The sequence below is a fragment of the Pseudomonadota bacterium genome, assembly GCA_016195085.1.
Taxonomy (GTDB): Bacteria; Pseudomonadota; Alphaproteobacteria; order SHVZ01; family SHVZ01; genus JACQAG01.
This window is the reverse complement of record JACQAG010000005.1, coordinates 1-23661: the sequence shown is the minus strand read 5'-3', so window position 1 is coordinate 23661 and position 23661 is coordinate 1. Positions and strand designations below refer to the sequence as shown.

Here is a 23661-nt window from a genome sequence, read left to right as displayed (position 1 = left end):
GCACCTCTATACCAACGTCTCCTGCTGTTCGATCTCCGACTGCGGGCCGCCCGACTGGCGCTGCAGCCGCCCCTAGGCCTATGCTGCCTACGGGGTTGCGGATCTCTCTGACGGAGGATCCGCCATGTACCGGAAGGGCGAGCGGACAACATGGCACCGTGCGCGCGAGTACCAGCACAAGGTGGACGTACCAATCCCCGGTGATGGGCTGCGCAGTCGCTTAAATGACATTGAGGCGCATCTCAAAAGCTGTCGCGGGCGTACCGAAACCGGCTCGGCCGATCGCGACACAATGCGGGTCTATTTCGAGCTCGAGGTCGAGGCGCTCGAATTTGCCGCGGCGTTCTCAGATCTGGCGCCGTGGATCGTGGCAACAGGCTAGTTGATTGAGCGGCGATACGGGCTGGTGACTTCGGTGGCAAGGGCGAGATAGAAGGCCAGCGTGGATGGGCCTTTCGTCCTCTATTCCAGACGTCTTGGTGTGCCGCAGCACCTCACCGCAGCGTATTCACGGCAGCCGAGCCACACGCCACCAAGCTTCTAACCGCCGACCCGTTCGGAGGCGATGTCGAAACCTCGGCGATCATGCCGTTTCGTCCGGTGGCCTGACCCGCTGCCGAGGTCGCCTCATGGCCGCGATAGAAGGCGCTGAGGCTCGTCTCGGCGTCGGCGGGAAGGCCGCCGCGGCCGGAGACAATGAGGCTCGAGCGCGGGCTACCGGACCGGCCGCTGCAGCCTTCGCTGATGAGTGACGCGGCATCGAAAAAATCCGGTGCCTTGATCGCGATCGCGCTCGTCACGTCCACATGCGGCGCCGAGACGACGATCGTGCCCGAGATGCCGAGCGTCGACGACGCCGAAAGCAGGCTTGACGGATCGGCCAGAAACACGTCCGAAGCAAGCCTGAGATTGCCGCCATTGCCGCCGACGGCGTTCGCCCGAATCGTGCTGGCGCGGAGCACGATCGCCTGCGGATCGATGGTAACGTTGCCGCCATTGCCGGAGATGCCGCTGACGCTCGTCGATATGGTTCCGTGGTCGATGAAAAGCAGATGACCGAGACGCAAATCGACGTTGCCGCCGCCGGCCTGGGCGGCGGTGGCGAAAATCCCGCCGCCATTCTGCAGCACCACCTTATCGGCCTGGACCGAGATGGTTCCGGCATCGCCTTGACCGGTCGAGCGAACGGAGACTCCCGAGCCGCGCCCGCCCGCATCGGAGCCGCTGGCATCCATCTCGCCCTGTACACGGATCACCACGTCGCCGCCTCGGCCGCGTCCGAGTGCGCTGCTGCTGATCCGGCCGCCGCCGATCAGCCGCACAGCGTTCGCCTCGACGGTGACTTGGCCGGCATTGCCACTCGAAGCGGGTTCCGTCTGCGAGGCTATTCCAGTCAAGAACCTCGGGTCTCCGTTGGTGCCATCAATCGTCAGCTGCCTTGCGCGGACCGTCACCGCGCCGCCGTTGCCCGAGCCGAACGTACCGCCGGAGATCGCACCGTTGCCGAGCAGATTCAACTCGCCGGCATCGATGGTGACCTGGCCGGCATTGCCGCTGGCCGAGGCGGCCGCCTCGGAGATGATGCCGGTCGTCAAATTCACAATCCCGTGCGCGCCATCGATCGTCAACCGGTCGGCTCGAACCGCCACGGAACCGGCATTGCCCGAGCTGAAGGTTCCGCTGGTGATGATGCCATTGTTCAGCAGCGTCAACTTACCGGCATCGACGGTAATTCGTCCGGCGTTGCCGCTGGACGAGCTGCGCGCATCGGTGGCTATCCCGGTGAAGAGATGCGGGGTTTGATTGGCGCCGTCGATCGTCAGTTGCCCCGCCCGGACCATCACCGAGCCGGAATTTCCAAATGTGAATGTCGAGCTGGTGATCTCTCCGCTTGCGCGAATGCTCACGGCATCGGCTTCGAGGGTGATTGCGCCGGCGTTGCCGCTTCCGCCGCCCGGCTGGGAATTGGAGCTGATCCCGGTGAATCCTCCGTTGGCGTTCGTGCCATCGATCGTCACTTGGCTTGCATGGACATTCACGGCGCCGGCATTGCCGCTGCCGCCCGTCGTATTGCTTACGATGCTTCCACCGTCCAGGATCGTCAGCTGATCGGCCTTGAGCGTGACATTCCCCGCATTTCCTTGGAAGTTGGCTCCAAGGTCGAGCGTCACGCTGCCGATGGCGCCTCCCCCGCGCACGGTCACAGTGCTGGCTTCGATCGTGACGTCGCCCGCGTTACCTTGGTCAAACGCATTGGTCAGGATGAGCGCGTCTTGACCATCGATGGTGAGCTGCTTTGCCCGGACGAGGACGGTCCCGCCATTTCCGGTCCCGCTGGTATTGGCGCGGATCTGGCCGCCGTCGCGCAGCATCACCGTGCCGGCATCCACTGAAATCGCCCCGCCGGTCCCATTCGCCTGGGTATCGGCGGTGATCACGGCGCTCTCGAGAATGAGGCTGCCGGCGCGGATGGTGATCGCCCCACCATTGCCGCCGGTGGAGCTCGAGAGGATCTGCGTTCCTCCGCTCAGCATGACCGACCCGTCGGACTCGATGACGATACCGCCCGCGGGGCTCGAGCCGGTGTTCTTTGCTTGCGCGGTGCTGGCATCCATCGTGATGGCGCCGCCGCGGATACGGATGGTGCCGGCAGGGAGTATGCCGGTCACATCCCCGACATCGATCGTGGAGCCGGTCGTGATCGAAACGACGCCATCGGGCAGGACCGGATTGACGACTTGGGCCTGATCGACGGCGCTCTCGCCTGGGTTGCGGGCGCTCGCAATGTTGACCGTGCCTCCCGGCGCCTGGATAAGGCCGTTGGCAATGGTGACGGGCCCGCCGACCAGGCTGAGACTCGCGCCCGACGGCACCGCGAGAAAACTGCCCTGGACGGTGAGCGCGGCCGGGTTGGGGCCGAGAAAGCCGAAGGCCACCGGCGGTGCCGCGGTGAAACTGCTGGCTGTGGGGTTGGTTGCCTGAAAGCGCGCGCCATCGGCCAAGCGGAGATAATCGGCGGTCGTTGCATGGAACGATCCCTGCACGTCCAGGCTCGCATTCGGCCCGAACATCATGCCGGCCGGGTTCACCAGAAACAGATTGGCGCCAGGGATCGTCGAGCGGATAGTGCCATCGATCGAGGACGCGCTGCCGCCGGTCACCCGTCCGATGATGTTGCTGACACTGCCCGGCCCGGAGAAGGTGGCGCTCTCGCCGGTCAGTAGATTGAACCGGCCGAAGCTGTGAAAGAGATTGCCGCCGACCTGGCGGCCGAGATCGGCGCCAATGAGATAATCGGGCCCGCTGAGCCCACCAGACCGGCCGAGCGAGCCGTCGAGCGTGATTTGCGCTTGGGCCGGAGCCACACATGCGAGCGCCATGGCGAGAAGGACCGCGCCCAAGCGCCGGCAGCCGCCCGTCATGGAGCGATCACGGCAGGACGTCCGCGTAGACGCCCAATCCCAAACGCCTGTCCATGGCGTCTCACCCCCTCCGTCTTGAAACCCCAGCCCCGAGGAATGCGGCCAGCAACATAAGTGCAATCACGGGCGGGCGCCACCGCCGCGGCGTTCATATCCTTGGACGATGGCGGGATCAGGGCCCATCGCAGCATCGCGATGTGGCGCTTGCCATCGGACCCGAGGCAGACGACTGGCGCTCGCTGTGTCCGCGCGATGTTGTAGCGGCCCTCGAGGTCTATAGCCGGCTGGCTGATCGGTCAGCCGGTACGGCTCGACCAACGCGCGCCACGCGAACTGCTGGGTGTCGTCCGCACATCGAGCCTATTCCGGGGCGGGCAATAGATAAGGTATCGGCTGAGGGGTCTTGGAAGTCGTTTCCATCCGCGTGATTGTTCGGTGATTGTTTTCGGGTTGGAAGGACTTCCGAAAAACCTGCTAAGTATTGGCGGCCCCGGCAGGAATCGAACCTGCAACCATCCGCTTAGAAGGCGGATGCTCTGTCCATTGAGCTACGGGGCCGAGCCGGAATCCCCTTGTTTGCTGGCAGGCCCAGTCTAGCACAGGGCCCTCGAGATCGACCCGTCCGGGCCGGAGGCTCAGTGCGTCCAAGCCTTGCTGCGGTCGAAGCGGAAATTGTCGGCATAGGCCTTGGGACGCAGGCGGCGATCATGGCCGGCGACCAAGGTATAGGGATAGCCGTGCTTCTCGGCGTAGGCGACCGCCTCCTCGCGCGTGTCGAATTCAAGGTGGACTTGCTGGCGCGTGTCGGCGCTCGCAGTCCAGCCCATCAGCGGCTCCGGGCCTCTACGGCTCTCCGGCTCGAATTCCATGACCCATTTGTGGGTCTTGGCCCGACCGGACTGCATCGCCGTCTTGCTCGGCTGGTAGATACGAACGCTCATCTCGGTCATCCCGCCCCATTGTCGTCCGCTGGTCGGGGCGAGAGGATTCGAACCTCCGGCATCCAGCTCCCAAAGCTGGCGCTCTACCAGGCTGAGCTACGCCCCGACCGTCCGCGGATCGCCCGCCAATGATACAACACGGGGCCTGGCAACGGAAACCCGGAGGGTTTGCGTGTCCCTCCGACTTCGCGATAGTAAGACGCCCCAAGGCGGAAGGAACTCCCATGTCGAGCCGCACCATCGAGCTGACCCAAAGGCTTTACGACTACCTGCTCGGAGCCTCGCTCAGAGAACCCGAGGTCCTGCAGCAGCTCCGCGAGGAGACCGCCTCGATGACGGGGGCAGGCATGCAGATCTCGCCGGAGCAGGGTCAGTTCATGGCGCTCCTGGTCGAGCTGACCGGCGCTAGGAAGACGCTCGAGATCGGCACCTTCACCGGCTATTCCTCCCTCGCCGTTGCCCGGGCGCTGCCGCCGGGCGGCAAGGTCTATGCCTGCGACGTCAGCAAGGAGTACACCAAGGTTGCGCGCAAATACTGGGCCAAGGCCGGCGTCGCCGACAAGGTGGAGCTGCGGCTGGGGCCGGCCGTCGGCACCGTGAAGGCGCTCATCGCCGAGGGCCATGCCGGCAGCTTCGACTTTGCCTTCATCGACGCCGACAAGGAAAACTACGACGCCTACTACGAAGCAGCGCTGACCTTGCTGAAGCCCGGCGGGCTCATCACCATCGACAATGTGCTGTGGAACGGCCGTGTCGCCGACCCCGCCAAGAACGACCCCGACACCGCGGCGATCCGGGCCCTCAACGCCAAGCTCCGCGACGATCCCAGGGTCACCATCAGCATGGTGCCGATCGGCGACGGGCTCATGCTGGCCAGAAAGCGGAACTAGCGAACCCGGCGGCGCGCCGAGATCGACCGCCTGAATACCCCGGTAGTGGTGCTGCGCCGCCAGCGCGGCAAGACGCGGCGTGGCCCGTTCGTGGTCTCGCCGCAGCCGTCAGATTCCCGTTGCTATTGCCCTCAAAGATTGCGTCAATGTCGGTAATACAGCCTAGGGGGGTGGGGCATGGCCGGGGGCGAACCTTATGCGTTGTCCGATGTGCTGCGGGCGGAATTCGGCGCAATCTGGCCTAACAGCGCTCCGGTCCGGCAACTCGACCAAACGTTTAGGGAGCTACCAGCCCAACCCGATCCGGACGAGCTGGAACGCGCCCGCCGACGAGCGGCCTATACGGCGGCGCATGCGCTGGAGCCGGTGGGTCTGGCGCTGTCCGGTGGCGGGATCCGCAGCGCTTCCTTCGCGCTTGGCGTCATCCAGGCGCTCGCCGAGGGCGATCTGCTCCGTCGCTTCCACTATCTCTCGACGGTCTCCGGCGGTGGCTATATCGGCGCCTGGCTGTCGGCTTGGCTGAACTGGGCCAGGGATTCCGGCGAGGTGCTACGAGGGCTCAATCCGAAACGTGGCCAGCCGGACAAGGAGCCGCTCCCGATCCGTCATCTGCGTGCCTACAGCTCCTATCTCACACCCAAGATGGGGATCCTCTCGACCGACCTTTGGACGGCGGTCACCATCGTCACCCGCAATCTGCTGCTCAATTGGCTCATCCTCATCCCCGCCCTGCTCCTCCCCATCATCGCGGTCAAGATCGTCGCCGCCATCGCGCACACGGCGGAATTCAAATTTTGGTGGCCCTGGTACGGCGCAGCCATTGCCATGCTTGGTCTCGTCCTGACCGGGATGAGCTTCCGCTACAAGCTGGTGAAGCTTTACGCCGGCGAACACCCGAAGGTGTCTTCTTCGGCCGAGCAGATGCAATTCCTAAAGTGGAGCGTCGTTCCAGCGATCGGAGCGGGGGCAATTTTCGCATGGCTGGCCAACAACAGAATGACGCCTGCAGACGCTCTGGTCTCCCCTGCTGCAGGGCTGGGAATGGTCACAGATCCCCGCTATGTCAGCTACTGGCAGCTGCCGCTCATGATCGCCGTCGCATTGGCCGTCTACGCCGCAACGATTGCCAGCGCGAAGCGAGAAAAGGACCGGGAACGGACGAAGGACTACGTCGCCTGGGGCGCCAGCGCGATCGTGTCGGGCACATTGATTTGGCTGGGCGTGCATCTTTGCGCGGGGCTCGCGCCCACCGCTGCCGACAAGCCGGTGGCACAAATCATACTCGTGATCCTCGGCATGCCCTGGTTCTTCGTGTCCCTCCTCATGGGCCACATGGCCTATGTCATGTTGCGGAGCTACAGCCACGATGGCGATTTCGAGCGCGAATGGCTAGGCCGTGCCGGCGCCTGGTACATCATCGCCGCTCTCGTCTGGCTCGTGGTCTCGAGTCTCGTTCTATGCGCCTCTTGGCTCTACGACGCCGTCGAGTACCTCGGCGGTCAGGTGCCGGGATTGCTTCCGAGCCTCGGTGCCGCCTCCGGGTTCGTAACAGCGCTGCTGGGAAAGAGCAGCCTGACGTCCGGCCGAGGCCAGACCTCGAGCTGGACAGGCACTGCCATGAACGTCGGCTTGGCGGTGGCCGGGCCGCTCTTTGCGGCGATCGTGTTGATTCTGCTTTCGATGGGATTCGACCTCATCGCCTTGGACACGCGCTTTCAGGACAGTGCCTTCTTCAACGACGATGGCAGCAACGTCCTCTATCAATCGAATTGGCGCTGGACACTAGGTACTTTTGTGTCGGCAATCGCAGTAATGATCGGCGCGTCCATGTTCGTGAACGTCAACCGCTTCTCCCTACACGCCCTCTACCGCAACCGGCTCATCCGCGCCTTTCTCGGTGGGCCGCATGGCATTGCGCGCCAAGCGGACCGCTTCACTGGATTCGACAACAAGGACAACCTGCAGGTCAAAGATCTTTGGCCGAACGCAGACTCCCCAGACAAGCGCGTTGGTACGGATTGGCGGCCCTTCCACATCGTGAACATCGCCCTCAATCTCGCCGCCAGTCCTAAGCTCGCTTGGCAGCATCGCAAGGCAGAATCCTTCACCGTGACGCCTCTCCATTGCGGCACGGCCAATCTCGGCTACCGCCCGACCGAGACCTACGGCCACCCGAAGGCCGGAATATCGCTCGGCACGGCGATGGCGATCTCGGGAGCCGCGGTCAGCCCGAACATGGGGTATCACTCCTCGCCCTCCATTGCATTTCTGTTGACCATGTTGAACGTGCGCCTGGGCTGGTGGCTCGGCAATCCGGGTAAAGCAGGCGGAGCGCCATTCTCTGAGCAAGGCGAGGAGAAGCCAGCGACTGCACGGGAGACGATGGCGAGGGAGAAGAGAAGAGAGAAAGAGCCATATCGACAAGAAGCGCCCCGGATGACGCTATATCCGCTCCTTGCCGAGCTCTTCGGCATGACCAACGAAGACAGCTCTTACGTCTACCTCTCCGACGGCGGGCATTTCGAGAATCTCGGGCTCTACGAGCTGGTCCGCCGCCGCTGCCGGTGGATCGTCGTCTGCGACGCGGGCCAGGATGGCGCGCGGCATTTCGAAGACCTCGGCAATGCCGTGCGCAAGATCTGGATCGATCTCGGGGTGCGCATCACCTTCGAAGGGTCCGATTTGCTCGCAGCAACCGATAAGACCCCGCCGGCGCAAGTACCATATTGCATTCGGGGCAACATCAAGTACCTCAGCGACCCCGACACCCCGCTCGGCCACATTCTCTACATCAAGCCGACCGTGCAGGGCACCGAAGGTGCGGCCGACGTCATTGCGTACGAGCGCGCGCATGTGGACTTCCCGAACCAATCCACGGCCGATCAATGGTTCGACGAGCCGCAGCTCGAATCCTATCGCTCGCTGGGATATTTCATCGCCAGCACGATCATCGAGGATACGGCGACCCGGAAGGCAAAGACGCGTGGCACGCTTTTACCCTCCGACTTGTGCACCTAGAGGTTCGACCGGGTGCCCGAGCTGGCGACGCATGTAACTAGGGCAAGCTCTTATGGCGGACCCGGTCGCCTGACTTGATTCCGAGCCGGGCGGTGGTGCCGCCGTTGAGCTCGAGCACCGCCTTGACCGGGCCGGCGGCGGGAACCGGGGTCTCCGATAGGGGGATCGTGCGCTCGGCGATGTTGAGGATGCGCCCGTCGGCGGCGATGAACAGCATGTCGAGGGGGATCAGCGTGTTCTTCATCCAAAAGGCCGCCGGCTCGGGCGCAGGGTAGATGAAGAGCATGCCGGCATCGGGCGCCAGCTGCCGGCGGTACATCAGCCCTTGAGCCATCTGGTCCGGCGTGACCGCAAGCTCGACGTTGACGGTGTGGCGCTGCCCCGTGGCGGTTTCGATCACCGCCGTGTCCTTCTCATAGTTGAGAGGACGCTGCGCCGCCGTTGGCAGCGCCACGAACATCACGATTAGCGCCACCCACCGCATCATGTCCGCATGACCTCCTCGACGATGCCGACGATCTCCAGGCGGACGGGACCGGGTCTGGGCGCGTCGGCAAGCGTCGTCAACCAATGGCTGGGCGGTGAGCGCCCGAGGCTATGGTTCCACCTGAGCGAGCCCAGCACCGCTTCGGCCTCGGGCGTCAACGCGCTTTCCGTCGCATGGCCGTTGAGCGTCGCCCAGATCCCGGTCCAGCATCGCGCCACCGACCACGGATTGTAGCCGCCGCCGCCCAGAACCAACAGCCGCGGGGCCAGACCGGCGAGATCGCCGACCGCCGCCCAGAGGGCGCGGTTGGAGAGCATGAGGCGGCTTTGCGGATCGTCGGCAAGCGCGTCGGCGCCGGCCTGGATCAGCAGGGCATCGGGGCGAAAGCTTCGGCCGAGCGGCAACAGCGCCCGCTCGACGATGTAAGCGAGCTCGCTGTCGTTGAAGCCGGGCGGCACCGGCAGATTGCGGGCCATGCCGCCCCGGCGCTCCTCCGCCCTCCCGGTATTCGGCCAGCGGCCGGCCTCGTGCACGGATATGGTCAGCACGCGGTCGTCTTCGGCGAAGGCATCTTCCACGCCGTCGCCATGGTGCGCATCGAGATCCACATACAGGATCCGGGCAATGCCGCGGTCGAGCATTTTGAGGATGCCCAAAACCGGATCATTGAAATAGCAGAACCCGCTCGCCCGATCGGCGCGGCCATGGTGCGTGCCGCCGGCCGGGCTATAGACGATGCCGCCCTCGGCCAGGAGCTCGACCGCCTTGAGCGTCGCCCCGCAGGCGGTGGCGGGGCGACGGAAGATCTCCGGGAAGACCGGATTGCCGTTCCGCCCGATGTTGTAGCGCTCTCGCGTCTCGGCATCGACCTCGCCCTCGATCTCGGCCCGCACGAGGGCGGCGATGTAGTCGGGCGCGTGGAAGCGGCCGAGCTCCGCCGGGGTGGCGGGCCGGCTCTCGACATAGCGCTCCGAATCGAACCAGCCCATGGCCCGGATGAGGTCGAGGGTGGTGGAGACCCGGGGAATCGCCAGGGGATGCTTCGGCCCATAGACGGAATGCCGGTACATCTCGTTGCCGATGAGAAGCGGGCGCCGCATGCATCAGAGGTAGATCCAGCGATGCGTCAGCGTCAACCGAAGCCCGCCGGCAATGATGCCCCAGCCGATGCTTCCCGGCTCTTGGCCGGGGCTGCAACCTGCCTTCGGGCGCGGCACGCTTGCCTTCAGCCGGCGTTCCGGTTCATCATTCCCTCACACCTCGAGGGGAGCCGCATTGGGCGGCTGAGAGGTCTCGATCGCGAGACGACCCTTGGAACCTGATCCGGTTCGGACCGGCGTAGGGATGAGCGTGGTCTATGATCGTCCACACCAGCAGGCTCGCACTGCCGCCGGTCCCTGACCGAACGAGGCGGAGCGGCACGGCGTTGTTGCCGGCGCTTGCCCGTCTGGCCACGGTCGCGGCCGGCCTGGTTCTCATGTGGCAGGCGATCGTGCTCGCCACCGGCGCCCCGCACTACATCCTGCCCGGTCCCCTCGGCGTCGGCCGCGCCTTGGTCGAAAGCCGGGAGCTCATCCTCTTTCATGCCGCATTGACGCTGAGCGAGGTCATGCTCGGGCTTGCCCTCGGCGCCGCTTGCGGGGCGGCGGCCGCCATCGCGCTTGCCTATTTTCGGCCGGCGCGCCGCTGGTTGCTGCCGGTCCTGGTGGCGAGCCAGGCAATCCCGGTTTTCGCGGTAGCCCCCCTCCTCGTGCTCTGGCTCGGCTACGGCATGGCCTCCAAGGTGGCGATGGCGGCCCTCATCATCTTCTTTCCGGTGACCACTGCGTTCTTCGACGGACTGCGCCGGACCGATCCTGCTTGGCTCGACACCGCGCTGACGCTGGGCGCCGGGCGCGCCACACTCCTTTGGCGCGTACGCGTGCCGGCGGCCCTGCCCGGCTTCGCCTCGGGCCTCCGGATCGCCGTCGCCGTGGCGCCGATCGGCGCGGTCGTCGGCGAGTGGGTCGGCTCCAGCGCCGGCCTGGGATTTCTCATGCTGCATGCCAATGCGCGCGTGCAGATCGAGCTCATGTTCGCCGCCCTCCTGGTCCTGATGGCGATCGGAGTGGCGCTCTATCTCGCAGCCGATGCGCTGCTTCGTCGCTTGGTGTTTTGGCAGGCGGATGCGCCGCCGGCCGAGGATTAGCGACAAACGGGAGGGTCCAGATCGTGCTTCATCGCGTCCTGCTGGTACTGGCAATCCTGCTGGCTGCAATCCGTCCGGCTTCGGCGGAGAAGCTGACCGTGCTTCTGGATTGGTTCATCAATCCCGATCATGCGCCGCTGTTCGTCGCCTTGGAGAAGGGCTACTTCCGGGACGCCGGGCTCGAGGTCGAGCTCATAGCACCTGCCGATCCGAACGATCCGCCGAAGCTGGTCGCCGCGCGCCAGGCTGACATCGCCGTCTCCTACCAGCCGCAGCTGCACCTGCAGGTCGCTGCGGGTCTGCCGCTCGCCCGCATCGGGACCATGGTGGCGACACCCTTGGTCACCGTGGTGGCGCTGGCCGATGGGCCGGTGAAGACCATGGCCGACCTGAAAGGCCGCAAAATCGGCTATTCGGTCGCCGGATCGGAGGAGGCCTTGCTCAAGGCCATGCTGGCGAAGAACGGCCTCAAGCTCACCGACGTGACCCTGGTCAACGTCAACTTCGCGCTCGTACAAGCGCTCCTCTCCGAGCAGGTCGCCGCCGTCATCGGCGCCTACCGCAATTTCGAGCTGAACCAGCTGGAAATCGAGAAGCGCCCCGGCCGCGCGTTCTATCCCGAGGAGGAAGGGGTTCCGGCATTCGACGAGCTCATCTTCGTCGCGCGCAACGACCGCCTGTCGGACCCGAACTTTCGCAAGTTTCTCGATGCGGTCGAGCGCGGCACGCTGTTCCTCATCAACCACCCAGAGGAGAGCTGGGGCTTGTTCATCAAGAACCACAAGGAGCTCGACGATGAGCTGAATCGCCGAGCTTGGCGCGACACGCTGCCCCGCTTCGCCCACAGCCCGGCTGCCCTCGACGCGCAACGCTATGAGCGCTTCGCCCGGTTCCTCAACGCAGCCGGCCTCATCCCCTCTGTGCCGGCGCTGTCCAGTTATGCCGTGGAGCTCAAATAGGCCCGGCGCGCGGCGGGGCGGTCTGGCGCAGCGAACGCTCCCACGCTAGGGTCCTTTTCGGGGAAACTCGCGGAGGGGATACGCCATGGGATGGCATGCGTGGCGAGCGGGCGCGCTGGCGGTCGCGATTCTGCTGACGTTGACCGGCTCGGCTTCGGCCGATGACAGGCAGGCCGGCTATTACTATCCGAAACCGAAGTCGAGCGAGTTGTACGTGGCCCTCGCCCGCACCCTCATTGATTCCGATCGTTCGAGGCGCATCAGCTTCGTCAACGACTTCACGGCCGCGCAATATGCACGCCCGCAAGAGCCGCCGGTGGCCCTCTTCGCCAAGGGCGATCAGGCCGAGAAGCTGATCATCGTCAGCCTGAACGACGGCTATGCCAACACCCTCTATCGCATGCGTGGGCTGCTCGCCATGATGACCTCGGTCGTCAGGCAAACCGATCTCTTTCGCTCTCTCGAAGTGGATGAGCTCTTCACCTTCATCGATCTCCTGAAGATGCTCGGCTTCAAGCAATTGACCCTGACCAACGGCCGCGACTTCGCCCATCAGGTCTTCATTCGCTAGGAAGGGTTCGCAGAGGCGCATTGACGGGCGCGCTCCGGCTTCCTAATCTTCACGACATGTGCCTGGTTCACGATCACGGTTCGCGCTCGGTGAATTCGACCCACGCCAAGTCGGGGCCGAAGGAAGTCCGTTTGCGCTGATCCAAAGCAGCACACCAGGAACGCCAAAGGCCCCGCCGGAACCGGACGGGGCCTTTGGCGCTTTAAGCGCCACTCGACCCTCTCACGGTGAGGGCGATCAGGAGGGGTGATGTCGATCGAGGAAGCAGAAGAGCACCGGCGCGGCAGTGGGCAGGCCCAGGAGCGCCGGGCGAGCTCTGTGGGCCGCGTGACCCTGGTGCCGCCCAGCATGGAACGGCTCGCTCGCTATGCGGCCGCGCTCGAGACCGGCTGGTCGCCAAGCACCACGGAGAATGTCAGCGCCCGGCAGTTCGCTGCGCTCAAGCGGGACGCAGCCGGGTTCTTGACCGAGCTCACCAGGCGGGACGGCACGGTCACGCTGGCGGACGGCCGCGTCGTGCCGCGCCTGCCCGGTCCGGTATTCTGGCTCTGGGACGGCGATTTCTGCGGCTCAATCAACCTGCGCTACATGCCCGGGACCGACACGCTGCCGGAGCACATCTCAGGGCATATCGGCTATTCGGTCGTCCCCTGGCGGTGGCGCCAGGGCTATGCCACGCGCGCCTTGCGGCTATTGCTGCCGGTTGCCCGCGAAGCCGGCCTCGGGCGGGTCGCGGTCACCTGCGACTTCGACAATGTCGGCTCGCAGAAGGTCATCCTTGCCAATGGCGGCCTGTTCGCGGGAACGCGCCAGCCCGATCCGCCCGCAGCCAAGGTCAAGTTGCATTTTTGGGTTCCGACCGAGCCGGCGCAGGAGCCGGCAGCCGGCAGGATTCCCGCGGCCGAGCTGTCGCTGCGCGGCGCCACGCCGGCGGATTTCGACTTCGCGCGCACGGTCTACTTCGAGACCATGGGTGCGGTCATCGAGCACCTCTTCGGCTGGGATGAGGCGCGTAAGACCACGCACTTTGCCGCCCGCTTCAAGACCGACGAAGCCAGCATCGTCATGCTGGGCGGCCGCGACATCGGCTGGCTGCAGCGCCAAGACTTGCCGCAGGCGGTCAATTTGGGCCAGCTCTATGTCCGCGCTCCCTGGCAACGCCGCGGCGTCGGCGCCTGGGCATTGCGATGCGTGCTCGCGGAGGCGGATCAGCGCGGCAAACCCGTCACGCTGAGCGTCGTTCGGCACAATCCGGCACAGCGCCTCTACGAGCGCCATGGCTTCCGCACGACCCATGAGGACGAGCGCAAGACCTACATGCAGCGACGTCCGCAGGACCGCCCATAAGGTCCTGCCGCGGCCCTTCGCGCCGGTTATACGAAGAAGACGAGGGTCCGCTCGGGTCCGTGCTTTCTAGGTCCAGGCCCTTGCCGTTTGGAAATGACCGTCGATCTGCGCCTGGTTCAGCGCCGCCGCCGGCTTTTGCGTGAGCGCGCGCATGCCGGCGGGCGGCTCGGCGACCGACCGAGGCATCTGCGGCTTCGCGGGTCGCACTCCCACAGCGTTGCGGTCGAGGAACTTCAAGAGCTCGCAGACTTTGCGCATGCGCTGGCCGCTCACGTCCTGGAACCAGCAGGACTGGATGATGTCGAAGAGCCGCGCCTTGGTCTCTTCATCCTCGAGGCCGGCGATCAGCGACTCCGACAGCTCCATGATTTGCAGCGCGGCCTGCTCCATCTCGCTGACCGCGCATTCCAGCTGCTGCACGCCGCAGTGTATGGCGGAGCGGATCATCTCGTCGTTCATCGCGGCTGCTCGTTGCTAGAGGCTCGTCCATACCGTCTTGGCGGGAGGGGAGCAATCGTCCGCCTGGCGATGGCCGGCATACGATACGCGGGCGAGGATTAACGCTTTCTCACCGGCGGGGCCGTCGGCACCTCCATCGTTCGCATAGCCCGCCCCGCGCGCTCTTCAGCGCAAGCGGTGCGGCCGGAGACCGGTAATCGCCGACGGCAATCAAGCAATGCATCGCGGTTGCGCCCGCGCTTGTCGGCGCCACGGCCTCGCCTGTAGGGTGCTGCCGGCTTGCAGCCAGTTGCGTGGAGGACGAATCCCATGGAGATGACCGGCCAATACCGTATTCCTGCACCGCGCCAGCGCGTGTGGGCCGCCCTCAACGATCCGGAGATCCTCCGCCAGGCGATCCCCGGCTGCGAGGAGATCGAGAAGACCTCCGACACCAGCTTCACCGCCAAGGTACGCGCGAAGGTGGGACCGGTCTCCGCCACCTTCACCGGCGCGGTGACGTTGAGCGACCTCGATCCGCCCAACGCCTACACCATTTCCGGCGAGGGCAAGGGCGGCGTCGCCGGCTTTGCCAAGGGCGGCGCCAAAGTGCGTCTCCTCGAAGACGGCGACGGCACGATCCTGCAATACACCGTCACCGCCAATGTCGGCGGCAAGCTTGCCCAGATCGGCTCGCGCCTCATCGACGCGACGGCGAACAAATTGTCGGCGGAGTTCTTCGCGCATTTGGGGACGCTGATCACCGCCGGCGCCCCCGCGGGCGAGACCTCGAGCGCGGCCGCGAGCGCCATGGCCGCGCCGAGCGAGCCGCCGGCCGACGCACCGCCTTCGCAAGGTCAGGCGACCAAGGGTCTTCCGCCCTGGGTCTGGGTGGGCGGTGTCGTGCTGTTCGTGGTGCTCATCGTGCTTTTCTTCGGCCGCGGCGGCTAGGAGCCTGTCTGAGTAATGGACGTGGTCGCGACGCTGCCGATTTGGCAAAATCGGCGCGTCCCGAAGGGTTGCGGCCAATTTGCCCGCCCGCGTCGTCAGGTCGGCTCGCCGATGCTTTAGCATCGCCTTCGCCGCCCTTCCTAGCGGATCGGCCAAATTCGCTCGCAACGCGACCGCGTCCATTACTCAGACAGGCTCCTAGATCCCTCGATCCCGAAGGGCTCGAAGCGGGGGTTCTTGCGAGCGGCCGATCGGCAGGCCGGTCGCTCCCATGCCCGGCTTGACCTGGGACGGCCGGCTGGTCAGACTTAAGCCATTAAGCGCCCTTGCCGATGGCCATAAAGCCTAGGACATAATCGTCATCGAGCCGGGTTAGATTCCAGAGCCAGAACTCAAGGGAGGTAACGATGGCCTCGATCAATGTCGCCATGACCGTCAACGGAAAAGCCGCCTCCGGGACGGTCGAAGCGCGCACGCTGCTGGTGCAGTTCCTGCGCGAGAAGCTCGGCCTCACCGGCACACATGTCGGCTGCGACACCAGCCAATGCGGGGCCTGCGTCGTCCACGTCAACGGCAAGTCGGTCAAGAGCTGCACCATTCTCGCCGCGCAGGCCGATGGCGCCAAGATCATCACCATCGAGGGTCTGGCCAAGAACGGCGAGCTGCATCCGATGCAGGCCGCCTTCAAGGAGCATCATGGCCTCCAGTGCGGCTTCTGCACGCCCGGCATGGTCATGAGCGCGGTCGATCTCGTGCAGAACAACAAGAATCCCTCCGAGCAGGAAGTTCGCGAATGGCTTGAGGGCAACATCTGCCGGTGCACTGGCTATCACAACATCGTCAAAGCCATTCAAGCCGGCGCCAAGGCGATGGGGAGGTAACGATCATGGCCGATACAGGCATCGGCGCTTCCGTAAGGAGGCGCGAGGACGCGCGGTTCCTAACCGGCCGCGGCAACTACACCGACGACATAAACCGGCCGGGGCAGGTCTACGCCTATATGCTGCGCTCGCCGCATGCGCATGCGCGCATCAAGAAGCTCGACACCAAGAAGGCATCGAAGGCGCCGGGCGTGGTGGCGATCTTCACCGGCGCCGACATGAAGACCGGCGGCTTGCCCTGCGGCTGGCTGGTGAAGAACCAGGACGGCTCCAACATGGCGGAGCCGCCGCATCCGCCCTTGGCGCAGGATTTCGTTCGCCATGTGGGCGACCAGGTGGCCGTCGTCATCGCCGAGACGCGCGACCAGGCGAAGGACGCGGCCGAGCTCATCGACGTCGACTATCAGCCGCTGCCGGCGGTGGTCAGCCTGGCCGACGCGGTCAAGCCGAAAGCGCCCCAGGTCTGGGAGCAGGCCAAGGGCAATCTCTGCTATGACTGGGCCATCGGCGACAAGGCCGCGGTCGACGCCGCCTTCGCCAAGGCGCACCACGTCTCCAAGCTCGACCTGGTCAACAACCGCCTGGTCGCCAACGCCATGGAGCCCAGGGCGGCGATCGGCGAGTACGACAATCTGAGCGGCGACTACACGCTCTACACCACCAGCCAGAACCCGCATGTGATCCGCTTGCTGATGGGCGCCTTCGTGCTGCAGCTACCTGAGCACAGGCTTCGGGTGGTGGCGCCGGATGTCGGCGGCGGCTTCGGCTCGAAGATCTATCACTACGCCGAGGAGGCGATCGTCACCTGGGCAGCACCCAAGGTCGGGCGACCGATCAAATGGACGGCGGAGCGGAGCGAGAGCTTCATCTCCGATGCCCAGGGCCGCGACCATGTGACCCATGTCGAGCTCGCCCTCGACAAGAACGGCAAGTTCCTTGCGCTCAAGGTGCAGACGCTCGCCAATATGGGCGCCTATCTCTCGACCTTCGCCACCTGCGTGCCGACATACCTCTACGCCACCTTGCTCGCCGGCGTGTACACAACGCCGGTGATCTGGGCGAATGTGAAGGCGGTGTTCACCAACACCGTGCCGGTCGACGCCTATCGCGGCGCCGGGCGGCCCGAGGCAACCTATCTCTTGGAGCGCATCGTCGACGTAGCGGCGCGGGATCTGAAGCAGGATCCGGCGGACATCCGCAGGCGCAACTTCATCCAGCCGAGCCAGTTCCCCTATCAGACGCCGGTGGCCCTCCAATACGACACCGGCAACTACGAAGCCACCCTCGACGTCGCCATGAAGATGATCGACTACAAGGGCTTCGCCAAACGCAAGGAGGAAGCCGCCAAGCGCGGCAAGATCCGGGGCATCGGCTTGGCCTGCTACATCGAAGCCTGCGGCATCGCGCCGTCGGCGGTGGTGGGCTCGCTCGGCGCGCGTGCCGGCTTGTTCGAGTCGGCGAATATCCGGGTGCATCCGACCGGCTCGGTCAGCGTATTCACCGGTTCCCACAGCCACGGCCAAGGCCACGAGACCACCTTCGCCCAGGTGGTCTCCGACATGCTCGGCATTCCGATCGAGCAGGTCGACATCGTTCACGGCGACACCGGCAAGATCGCATTCGGCATGGGCACCTACGGCTCGCGCTCGATCGCGGTCGGCGGCACGGCGATCGTCAAGGCCCTCGACAAGGTGATCGCCAAGGGCAAGAAGATCGCCGCGCATCTGATGGAGGCCGCCGAGGCCGACATCGTCTTCAAGGACGGCAAGTTCTCGGTCGCCGGGACCGACAAGTCGAAGACCTTGACCGACATCTCGCTCACCGCCTATGTGCCGCACAACTATCCGAAGGATCTGGAGCCGGGACTGGAGGAGCAGGCCTTCTACGACCCGCTCAACTTCACCTTCCCGTCGGGCTGCTACATCGCCGAGGTGGAGATCGATCCCGACACCGGCGTGACCAAGATCATGCGCTTCGTCGCCTCGGACGATTTCGGCAAGATCATCAATCCGATGATCGTCGAGGGCCAGGTGCATGGCGGTCTCGCCCAAGGCATCGGCCAGGCGATGCTGGAGGACTGCCTCTACGACAAGGAGTCGGGCCAGCTCCTGACCGGCTCCTACATGGACTACTGCATGCCGCGGGCGGACGATCTGCCGTCATTCGAGGTCAAGCACTCCGACAAGCCGACACCCTGCACGCACAATCCCTTGGGCGTGAAGGGATGCGGCGAGGCCGGCGCCATCGGCGCGCCGGCGGCCTTGATGAACGCCATCAGCAATGCCCTTGGCATCGCCCATCTCGACATGCCGGCCACGCCCGAGCGGGTATGGCGGACCATCCAGAAGCAGAAGATGCCGCAGGCGGCAGAGTAAAGGGGAGAGACCATGTACGAGTTCAACTATCAGAAGGCCGGCTCGGTCGCCGAAGCCGCCAAGCTCGCGACCGGCGAAGCCAAGATCCTGGCCGGCGGGATGACCCTCATCCCCACCTTGAAGATGCGCCTGGCCAAGCCCAGCGCCCTCATCGACATTTCCGGCCTGGGCGAGCTCAAATCGATCAAGGTCGACGGCGGCACCGTCACCATCGGCGCCATGACCACCCATGCCGAGGTGGCGCATTCGGCGGCGGTCAAGAAGGCGATCCCGGCCCTGGCCCAGCTCGCCGAAGGCATCGGCGATCCGCAAGTGCGCAATCGCGGTACCATCGGCGGCTCGATCGCCAACAACGATCCCGCCGCGGACTATCCCGCGGGCTGCATCGCCTTGGGTGCGACCATCCACACCAACACCCGCAAGATCGCCGCCGACGCGTTCTTCACCGGACTGTTCGAGACCGCCCTCAAGCCTGGAGAGATCGTGACCGCCGTCAGCTTCCCGGTTCCGGAGAAGGCCGCCTATTCGAAGTTTCCGAACCCGGCCTCGCGCTACGCCATCGTCGGCGTGTTCGTGGCCAAGGCCAAGGACGGCGTGCGTGTCGGCGTGACCGGAGCCGGGCCCGGCGTGTTCCGCCAAAAGGCCATGGAGAAGGCGCTCTCGGCCAAGTTCGCCCCATCGGCATTGGAGGGGATCAAGGTCGAGGCGAGCGGGCTCAACAGCGATATCCACGCCTCGGCGGCCTACCGGGCGCATCTTGTCGGCGTGATGGCCAAGCGCGCGGTGGCGGCGGCCGGCGGCTGAGCCCTTCGCAGTCAGCGCATCCAGGAGCGGACGGCGCCGGGGTCTCTCGGCGCCGTTTGCCTTTCAAGCGCCAACAGCTTGACATGACCATGGTCATGACCATAGTCTTTTAGCATGAACAAGACGCTAAAAGCCTCCGAATTCAAGGCCAAGTGCCTGAAAGTGATGGACGAGGTGGCAGCCAGCGGCGAGCCGGTGACGATCACCAAGAAGGGCAAGCCGGTCGCCCGCCTCGTGCCATTTCAGGAGCGGCCCAAAACGGCGTTTGGGGCCCTCAAGGGAATGGTCACGATTAAGGGCGACATCATCTCGCCTTTGGACGCTGGGTGGGAAGCGCTTGAGGAATGAGATGGTTCTCCTCGACACTCATGCGCTTTTTTGGCTGGTAGAAGGTGTCGACCGACTTGGAGCTCGTGCCCGACGGATGTGCGATCAAACGCTGCGGACGGGTACGCTTTGCATTTCGGCCATCAGCTTCTGGGAAGCGGCTCTCTTGCAGGCTCGCGCTCGCATCAATCTCCCGGTCGGAACGCTCAAATGGCGCCAAGAGATCCTCCGCGTCGGGCTGAAGGAGATTTCGATCGACGGAGAGATCGGAATCGCCGCGACCACGCTTGAAAAGCTGCACGCCGATCCGGCAGACCGCATTATCGTTGCAAGTGCGGTCCAGCTCGGCGCGACCCTGGTGACGGCCGATCGCCGCATCCTGGAATGGTCTGGACTGCTCACGCGCCACGACGCCAGGACCTAAGGTCGCCTTCCCCAATGTCGATCGATGAACCGCCCGCACGGGCGTCAGACCGCGCCGGCCTCAGAGCCATCGTCTACGTACTGGTGACGGTGACGCTGTTCGCGTTCATGAACGGCACCGCCAAGTACCTGACCCAGAGCTATCCGGTCATTCAGGTGCTGTGGGGACGCTTCTTCTTCGCCATGCTGGTGACCCTCATCTACATGTACGGACCGAATTTCATCGGGCGCTTGCGCACGCGGCGGCCGGCCCTCCAGTTCGTCCGCTCGTGCCTGATGCTGGGCTGCACCCTCATGTTCATCACCGCCTTGAGCCTGATGCCGCTGGCCGAGGTCGAGGCCCTCAACTTCACCGCTCCCTTGTTCGTGACGGCGCTGTCGCTACCGCTTCTGGGCGAAACCGTGGACGCCAGGCGCTGGATCGCCGTGCTGGCGGGCTTTGTCGGCGTGCTCGTGATCATCCGCCCGGGCGCCGGCGTCATGAGCTGGGCAGCCTTGCTGCCGGTATGCGTGGCCCTCGGCTATGCCCTCTATCAGATCACCACCCGGTACGTCGGCAACAGCGACCCGGCTCTGACCTCGCTCTTCTATGCGGGCCTGCTCGGCACGGTTGGTTTCTCGGCCATCGTACCGTTCTATTGGCAGACGCCATCCCCGGTCGATTGGCTGCTGTTCGGCGCCGTCGGCACGGTGGGTGCCAGCTCCCATCTGCTCATGATCAAAGCTCTGGCGCTGGCGCCGGCTTCGGTCCTGCAGCCTTTCGGTTACATCGAGCTGGTCTGGGCGGTTGCCATCGGCTGGGCGGTCTTCGGCGCCATCCCCGATGCCTACACCGTTCTGGGCGCGATCATCATCGTGGCGAGCGGCTTCTATGTGCTCAGCCGGCAAAGAGAGCGCGGCGCTGGCGATACTCCCCCTCGAGCATCGCCATGAGCACGAGCGAGTAGTAGAACCCGTCCTGGTAAAGCTTCGCCTCGCGGAACACGCCCTCTTCGACGAAGCCCAAGGAGCGGTAGACATGGCGAGCCCTTGCATTGGTCTCGATGACGTCGAACCACACCCGGTGCGCGCTGTATTCCTCGAAAGCGAGCCATGTGACCCGCTTCATCAGCGCCCTGCCATAGCCTGCATCCGACCGGTTGACGGCGATCCGCTGCATCTCGATGCAGCGATTGGCGGAGCGAATGTCCCTGAGGAAGGCAAAGCCGACCCAGTCGCCGGCATCGCTCTCGGCCACCACATAGCGGTGGTGGCCGTCCACCAGCGCCGCCAAATGCCGCTCGGCCGTCCATTGGCTGACCCAGAGATTGCAGGTGGGGTCGTTTTCCAGCCGGACGATCGCCTCGATGTCGGCCGGGGTGCCGTCGCGCAGACGCATGGCGGTTAGCCCGTATTTCTCGTACGGATCGGGAGCAGCGTCGCGCCGCGCGGGTCGCCCCGCAAGGAGCGGGCCGAAGAGCGTAGCCCAGCTACGGTCGAGGCCCGCGACGACGTCGGGCGACCCGCGCGGCGCGACCCGGAGGGATGGGCTCCTGCGGTCACATGCCGCGTCAAGCTGCTCGACCGATGCTGGGCATCGCTCTTCGCAGCTTTCCTCGCCTGTGACCGCATGAGCTCCATCGCTGCCCCGATCCGTACGAGAAATACGGGCTAAGCCGCGACGGGAGCGCCTATGCGCTCGGCCACCACGGCGAGGATCACCCGCGCCGCCTCCAGCAGGCGCTCGATCGCCAGCCCCTTGCGTTCCGGCGCGTCGCCCAACTGTTCGGGAAGCGGCGGCACGTGCACGAAGCCCATGGGCAGCCCAAGCTGCTCCCGTTCGATCCGATGGCGCGCATAGTAAAAGATGTGATTGCAGATAAAGCCACCGGCATGGTTGGAGGCCTTGACCGGCAAGCCGGCGCCGGCGAGCGCGGCCAGCATGGCGTCGACCGGCAGGGTCGACCAATAGCCGACCGGCCCGTCCGCGGCGATGCGCCTTGCGACCGGCAACCCCGCCTCCTCGCCGTCGTCGAAATTGACCGCGATGCGCTCCGGCCGGACCTCGTCGGCGGAAAAGGCGAGGCCGAAGGCGACGATCGCATCCGGACGCACGTCGGCGAGGGCGGCATCGAAATCCACCTCCGACAACCGGTAATCCGTGCGCAAGAGCCTCGCTGCAACGGCGGCCCCGGTGAGCCGAATGGCGCCGCCGGCGACCGCCTCCACCAGGCGCTGGGTCGGATTGACGTCGTAACCGAGGAAAGGGGTGAAGCCCGTCAGCAGAATTCGCGGCATCGAGGGGAGCCTTTCGCCCGTGTATTGTCGATGGGTCGGAGGAGACTAGATATCTGGTGTCTCCGGGTCCAGACCCGGGAGCGGGTGGGGGGAGGCTTGACGTCCCGGCCTGGCTCAGCAGGATGGCGTTGCCTTATCCAAGCGAAAGTTCTCCATGCCCTCTTCCTTGCCCGCCGCACCGTTCCGAGCCGCCTCGCCCCTGCCGAAGTCGGTCGACGATACCGTTCGCCTCTTGGATCGCGGCGACTACATCGCCGACCGATCGCTCGCAACCGCCGTCCATCTCGCCCTCGGCCTTCGTCGGCCCCTCTTCCTTGAAGGCGAGGCGGGTGTGGGCAAGACCGAGATCGCCAAGGTGCTCGCCCTCTGCCTCGGGCGCGATCTCATCCGGCTCCAATGCTATGAGGGCCTGGACGTCGCCTCGGCGGTCTACGAGTGGAACTACGCCAGGCAGATGATCGAGATCCGGCTCGCGGAAGCCGCCGGCCAGCACGACCGGGCCGAGATCGGTGCCGAGATCTTCACCCGCCAGTTCCTGGTGGAGCGGCCGCTCTTGCACGCGATCGCGCATCCGGGTCCGGCACCGGTCCTGCTCATCGACGAGCTCGATCGCACCGACGAGCCGTTCGAGGCCTATCTCCTCGAGGTGCTCTCCGATTGGCAGATCAGCATTCCCGAGCTCGGCACCATCAAGGCCGCCGAGGCGCCGATCGTCATCATCACGTCCAACCGCACGCGTGAGATCCACGACGCGATCAAGCGGCGCTGCTTCTACTATTGGGTCGACTATCCCAATGCCGAGCGCGAGCTGGCGATCCTCAAGGTCAAGGCGCCGCAGGCACCGGCCGAATTGAGCCGCCAGATCGTCGGCTTCGTGCAGAAGCTGAGAGAGATGGATCTCTTCAAGCTGCCGGGCGTGGCCGAGACCATCGACTGGGCGCAGGCGCTGGTGCAGCTGGATCAGCTCGTGCTCGAGCCGGACGCGATCAACAACACCCTTGGCGTCCTCCTCAAATATCAGGACGACATCGCCAAGATCACCGGCAGCGAGGCAAGCCGCATCCTGGGCGAGGTCAAGGCCGAGCTCAGCCGGCGCGACGCGCCCTGATCGAGACTCTCCATGCCACCGCTTCCCCTCACCCGCTCGCATACGCTCGCGACCTCTCCCTGGGGTGGACTTTGGGAGGGGGTGAGGATCACCCCCTCCCCAACCCTCCCCTGGGGGCTATGGCGTTCACGGAAATGATTCCGTGGTGAATGCGAATCTGATTCAAAGGAGTAGGGCTGGTTTTGCCGGAGGCTTTGCCATGGCCTTTGGGGACGTTCGGGTTGCGGCACGGGCGGATTGGCTGATCGAGCGGG

The 23661-nt window shown here is 65.2% G+C and carries 22 protein-coding genes, 2 tRNA genes and 1 riboswitch; of the genes, 15 read left to right on the top strand and 9 right to left on the bottom strand.

Annotated features, from left to right (window positions below):
- The first annotated feature begins 124 nt into the window (after window positions 1-124).
- Window positions 125-382, top strand: a complete 258-nt coding sequence (locus HY058_01340; protein ID MBI3495929.1) for a hypothetical protein — start codon at window positions 125-127, stop codon at window positions 380-382.
- A gap of 112 nt (window positions 383-494) precedes the next feature.
- Here the strand turns inward: HY058_01340 and HY058_01335 are convergent, their stop codons facing one another.
- The 4 genes from HY058_01335 to HY058_01320 form a co-directional block, all read right to left on the bottom strand.
- A complete protein-coding gene (locus HY058_01335; protein MBI3495928.1) occupies window positions 495-3422 on the bottom strand; it encodes a filamentous hemagglutinin N-terminal domain-containing protein in 2928 nt (975 codons plus the stop codon).
- 482 nt (window positions 3423-3904) lie between these two features.
- Window positions 3905-3980: transfer RNA gene (locus tag HY058_01330), tRNA-Arg, on the bottom strand.
- A gap of 77 nt (window positions 3981-4057) precedes the next feature.
- Entirely contained in the window at window positions 4058-4363 is a 306-nt protein-coding gene (locus HY058_01325) for an ETC complex I subunit (GenBank protein MBI3495927.1), read from the bottom strand.
- A 29-nt stretch (window positions 4364-4392) separates the two neighbouring features.
- Window positions 4393-4469 (bottom strand) — tRNA-Pro (locus HY058_01320).
- A 118-nt stretch (window positions 4470-4587) separates the two neighbouring features.
- On the opposite strand from HY058_01320, the gene HY058_01315 reads away from it, so the two are divergent.
- Together HY058_01315 and HY058_01310 are read left to right on the top strand one after the other, a co-directional pair.
- The gene (locus HY058_01315; GenBank protein MBI3495926.1) at window positions 4588-5253 is read left to right on the top strand and encodes a class I SAM-dependent methyltransferase; all 666 of its coding nucleotides are present in this window, start codon (window positions 4588-4590) and stop codon (window positions 5251-5253) included.
- Between the two features lie 177 nt (window positions 5254-5430).
- The gene (locus HY058_01310) at window positions 5431-8271 is read left to right on the top strand and encodes a patatin-like phospholipase family protein (GenBank protein MBI3495925.1); all 2841 of its coding nucleotides are present in this window, start codon (window positions 5431-5433) and stop codon (window positions 8269-8271) included.
- 37 nt (window positions 8272-8308) lie between these two features.
- Here the strand turns inward: HY058_01310 and HY058_01305 are convergent, their stop codons facing one another.
- Entirely contained in the window at window positions 8309-8758 is a 450-nt protein-coding gene (locus HY058_01305; GenBank protein ID MBI3495924.1) for a DUF192 domain-containing protein, read from the bottom strand.
- Window positions 8755-9858 carry an acetoin utilization protein AcuC gene (locus HY058_01300; GenBank protein ID MBI3495923.1) on the bottom strand — a complete coding sequence of 368 codons (1104 nt, stop codon included), beginning with the start codon at window positions 9856-9858 and terminating at the stop codon, window positions 8755-8757. The genes HY058_01305 and HY058_01300 overlap by 4 nt, the downstream gene beginning before the upstream one ends.
- 153 nt (window positions 9859-10011) lie before the next feature.
- Window positions 10012-10120: riboswitch (TPP riboswitch) on the top strand.
- Between HY058_01300 and HY058_01295 the strand changes: the two genes are divergently transcribed.
- From HY058_01295 to HY058_01280, 4 genes are all read left to right on the top strand, one after another.
- Window positions 10116-10946: an ABC transporter permease gene (locus HY058_01295; protein ID MBI3495922.1), complete on the top strand. Its 831-nt coding sequence runs from the start codon at window positions 10116-10118 to the stop codon at window positions 10944-10946. (Overlaps the previous riboswitch by 5 nt.)
- Before the next feature lie 20 nt (window positions 10947-10966).
- On the top strand, window positions 10967-11905 hold the full coding sequence (locus HY058_01290) for an ABC transporter substrate-binding protein (GenBank protein MBI3495921.1): 939 nt from the start codon (window positions 10967-10969) through the stop codon (window positions 11903-11905).
- An 85-nt stretch (window positions 11906-11990) separates the two neighbouring features.
- Window positions 11991-12476 carry a molybdopterin-guanine dinucleotide biosynthesis protein A gene (locus HY058_01285; protein ID MBI3495920.1) on the top strand — a complete coding sequence of 162 codons (486 nt, stop codon included), beginning with the start codon at window positions 11991-11993 and terminating at the stop codon, window positions 12474-12476.
- Window positions 12477-12725: 249 nt separating this feature from the next.
- Window positions 12726-13823, top strand: a complete 1098-nt coding sequence (locus tag HY058_01280) for a GNAT family N-acetyltransferase (GenBank protein MBI3495919.1) — start codon at window positions 12726-12728, stop codon at window positions 13821-13823.
- A 66-nt stretch (window positions 13824-13889) separates the two neighbouring features.
- Here the strand turns inward: HY058_01280 and HY058_01275 are convergent, their stop codons facing one another.
- Entirely contained in the window at window positions 13890-14282 is a 393-nt protein-coding gene (locus tag HY058_01275) for a hypothetical protein (GenBank protein ID MBI3495918.1), read from the bottom strand.
- A 309-nt stretch (window positions 14283-14591) separates the two neighbouring features.
- Here HY058_01275 and HY058_01270 point away from each other — a divergent pair, with 309 nt between their 5' ends.
- From HY058_01270 to HY058_01240, 7 genes are all read left to right on the top strand, one after another.
- Window positions 14592-15212: a carbon monoxide dehydrogenase subunit G gene (locus HY058_01270; GenBank protein ID MBI3495917.1), complete on the top strand. Its 621-nt coding sequence runs from the start codon at window positions 14592-14594 to the stop codon at window positions 15210-15212.
- 407 nt (window positions 15213-15619) lie between these two features.
- Window positions 15620-16093, top strand: a complete 474-nt coding sequence (locus HY058_01265; protein MBI3495916.1) for a (2Fe-2S)-binding protein — start codon at window positions 15620-15622, stop codon at window positions 16091-16093.
- Window positions 16094-16098: 5 nt separating this feature from the next.
- A complete protein-coding gene (locus tag HY058_01260) occupies window positions 16099-18468 on the top strand; it encodes a xanthine dehydrogenase family protein molybdopterin-binding subunit (protein ID MBI3495915.1) in 2370 nt (789 codons plus the stop codon).
- A gap of 12 nt (window positions 18469-18480) precedes the next feature.
- Window positions 18481-19272 (top strand): xanthine dehydrogenase family protein subunit M, encoded by a 792-nt coding sequence (locus tag HY058_01255; protein MBI3495914.1) that lies wholly within the window; start codon window positions 18481-18483, stop codon window positions 19270-19272.
- Between the two features lie 114 nt (window positions 19273-19386).
- Complete coding sequence (locus tag HY058_01250) at window positions 19387-19620, top strand: type II toxin-antitoxin system Phd/YefM family antitoxin (protein ID MBI3495913.1); 234 nt, start codon at window positions 19387-19389, stop codon at window positions 19618-19620.
- Between the two features lies 1 nt (window position 19621).
- Window positions 19622-20023 carry a type II toxin-antitoxin system VapC family toxin gene (locus HY058_01245; GenBank protein ID MBI3495912.1) on the top strand — a complete coding sequence of 134 codons (402 nt, stop codon included), beginning with the start codon at window positions 19622-19624 and terminating at the stop codon, window positions 20021-20023.
- A 14-nt stretch (window positions 20024-20037) separates the two neighbouring features.
- A complete protein-coding gene (locus HY058_01240) occupies window positions 20038-20955 on the top strand; it encodes a DMT family transporter (GenBank protein ID MBI3495911.1) in 918 nt (305 codons plus the stop codon).
- Here HY058_01240 and HY058_01235 read toward each other — a convergent pair.
- Together HY058_01235 and HY058_01230 are read right to left on the bottom strand one after the other, a co-directional pair.
- On the bottom strand, window positions 20900-21400 hold the full coding sequence (locus HY058_01235) for a GNAT family N-acetyltransferase (GenBank protein MBI3495910.1): 501 nt from the start codon (window positions 21398-21400) through the stop codon (window positions 20900-20902). The genes HY058_01240 and HY058_01235 overlap by 56 nt on opposite strands.
- Window positions 21401-21672: 272 nt before the next feature.
- Window positions 21673-22299, bottom strand: coding sequence for a pyrrolidone-carboxylate peptidase (locus tag HY058_01230; protein MBI3495909.1), 627 nt, complete (start codon window positions 22297-22299; stop codon window positions 21673-21675).
- A gap of 154 nt (window positions 22300-22453) precedes the next feature.
- Here HY058_01230 and HY058_01225 point away from each other — a divergent pair, with 154 nt between their 5' ends.
- Window positions 22454-23407: a MoxR family ATPase gene (locus HY058_01225; protein MBI3495908.1), complete on the top strand. Its 954-nt coding sequence runs from the start codon at window positions 22454-22456 to the stop codon at window positions 23405-23407.
- Window positions 23408-23661 lie beyond the last annotated feature (254 nt).

Coding starts and splice junctions, on each gene's coding strand:
- HY058_01340 (MBI3495929.1), top strand. CDS start 125: ATGTACCGGAAGGGCGAGCGGACAACATGGCACCGTGCGCGCGAGTAC.
- HY058_01335 (MBI3495928.1), bottom strand. CDS start 3,422: ATGACGGGCGGCTGCCGGCGCTTGGGCGCGGTCCTTCTCGCCATGGCG.
- HY058_01325 (MBI3495927.1), bottom strand. CDS start 4,363: ATGAGCGTTCGTATCTACCAGCCGAGCAAGACGGCGATGCAGTCCGGT.
- HY058_01315 (MBI3495926.1), top strand. CDS start 4,588: ATGTCGAGCCGCACCATCGAGCTGACCCAAAGGCTTTACGACTACCTG.
- HY058_01310 (MBI3495925.1), top strand. CDS start 5,431: ATGGCCGGGGGCGAACCTTATGCGTTGTCCGATGTGCTGCGGGCGGAA.
- HY058_01305 (MBI3495924.1), bottom strand. CDS start 8,758: ATGATGCGGTGGGTGGCGCTAATCGTGATGTTCGTGGCGCTGCCAACG.
- HY058_01300 (MBI3495923.1), bottom strand. CDS start 9,858: ATGCGGCGCCCGCTTCTCATCGGCAACGAGATGTACCGGCATTCCGTC.
- HY058_01295 (MBI3495922.1), top strand. CDS start 10,116: ATGATCGTCCACACCAGCAGGCTCGCACTGCCGCCGGTCCCTGACCGA.
- HY058_01285 (MBI3495920.1), top strand. CDS start 11,991: ATGGGATGGCATGCGTGGCGAGCGGGCGCGCTGGCGGTCGCGATTCTG.
- HY058_01280 (MBI3495919.1), top strand. CDS start 12,726: ATGTCGATCGAGGAAGCAGAAGAGCACCGGCGCGGCAGTGGGCAGGCC.
- HY058_01275 (MBI3495918.1), bottom strand. CDS start 14,282: ATGAACGACGAGATGATCCGCTCCGCCATACACTGCGGCGTGCAGCAG.
- HY058_01270 (MBI3495917.1), top strand. CDS start 14,592: ATGGAGATGACCGGCCAATACCGTATTCCTGCACCGCGCCAGCGCGTG.
- HY058_01265 (MBI3495916.1), top strand. CDS start 15,620: ATGGCCTCGATCAATGTCGCCATGACCGTCAACGGAAAAGCCGCCTCC.
- HY058_01260 (MBI3495915.1), top strand. CDS start 16,099: ATGGCCGATACAGGCATCGGCGCTTCCGTAAGGAGGCGCGAGGACGCG.
- HY058_01255 (MBI3495914.1), top strand. CDS start 18,481: ATGTACGAGTTCAACTATCAGAAGGCCGGCTCGGTCGCCGAAGCCGCC.
- HY058_01250 (MBI3495913.1), top strand. CDS start 19,387: ATGAACAAGACGCTAAAAGCCTCCGAATTCAAGGCCAAGTGCCTGAAA.
- HY058_01245 (MBI3495912.1), top strand. CDS start 19,622: ATGGTTCTCCTCGACACTCATGCGCTTTTTTGGCTGGTAGAAGGTGTC.
- HY058_01240 (MBI3495911.1), top strand. CDS start 20,038: ATGTCGATCGATGAACCGCCCGCACGGGCGTCAGACCGCGCCGGCCTC.
- HY058_01235 (MBI3495910.1), bottom strand. CDS start 21,400: ATGCGTCTGCGCGACGGCACCCCGGCCGACATCGAGGCGATCGTCCGG.
- HY058_01230 (MBI3495909.1), bottom strand. CDS start 22,299: ATGCCGCGAATTCTGCTGACGGGCTTCACCCCTTTCCTCGGTTACGAC.
- HY058_01225 (MBI3495908.1), top strand. CDS start 22,454: ATGCCCTCTTCCTTGCCCGCCGCACCGTTCCGAGCCGCCTCGCCCCTG.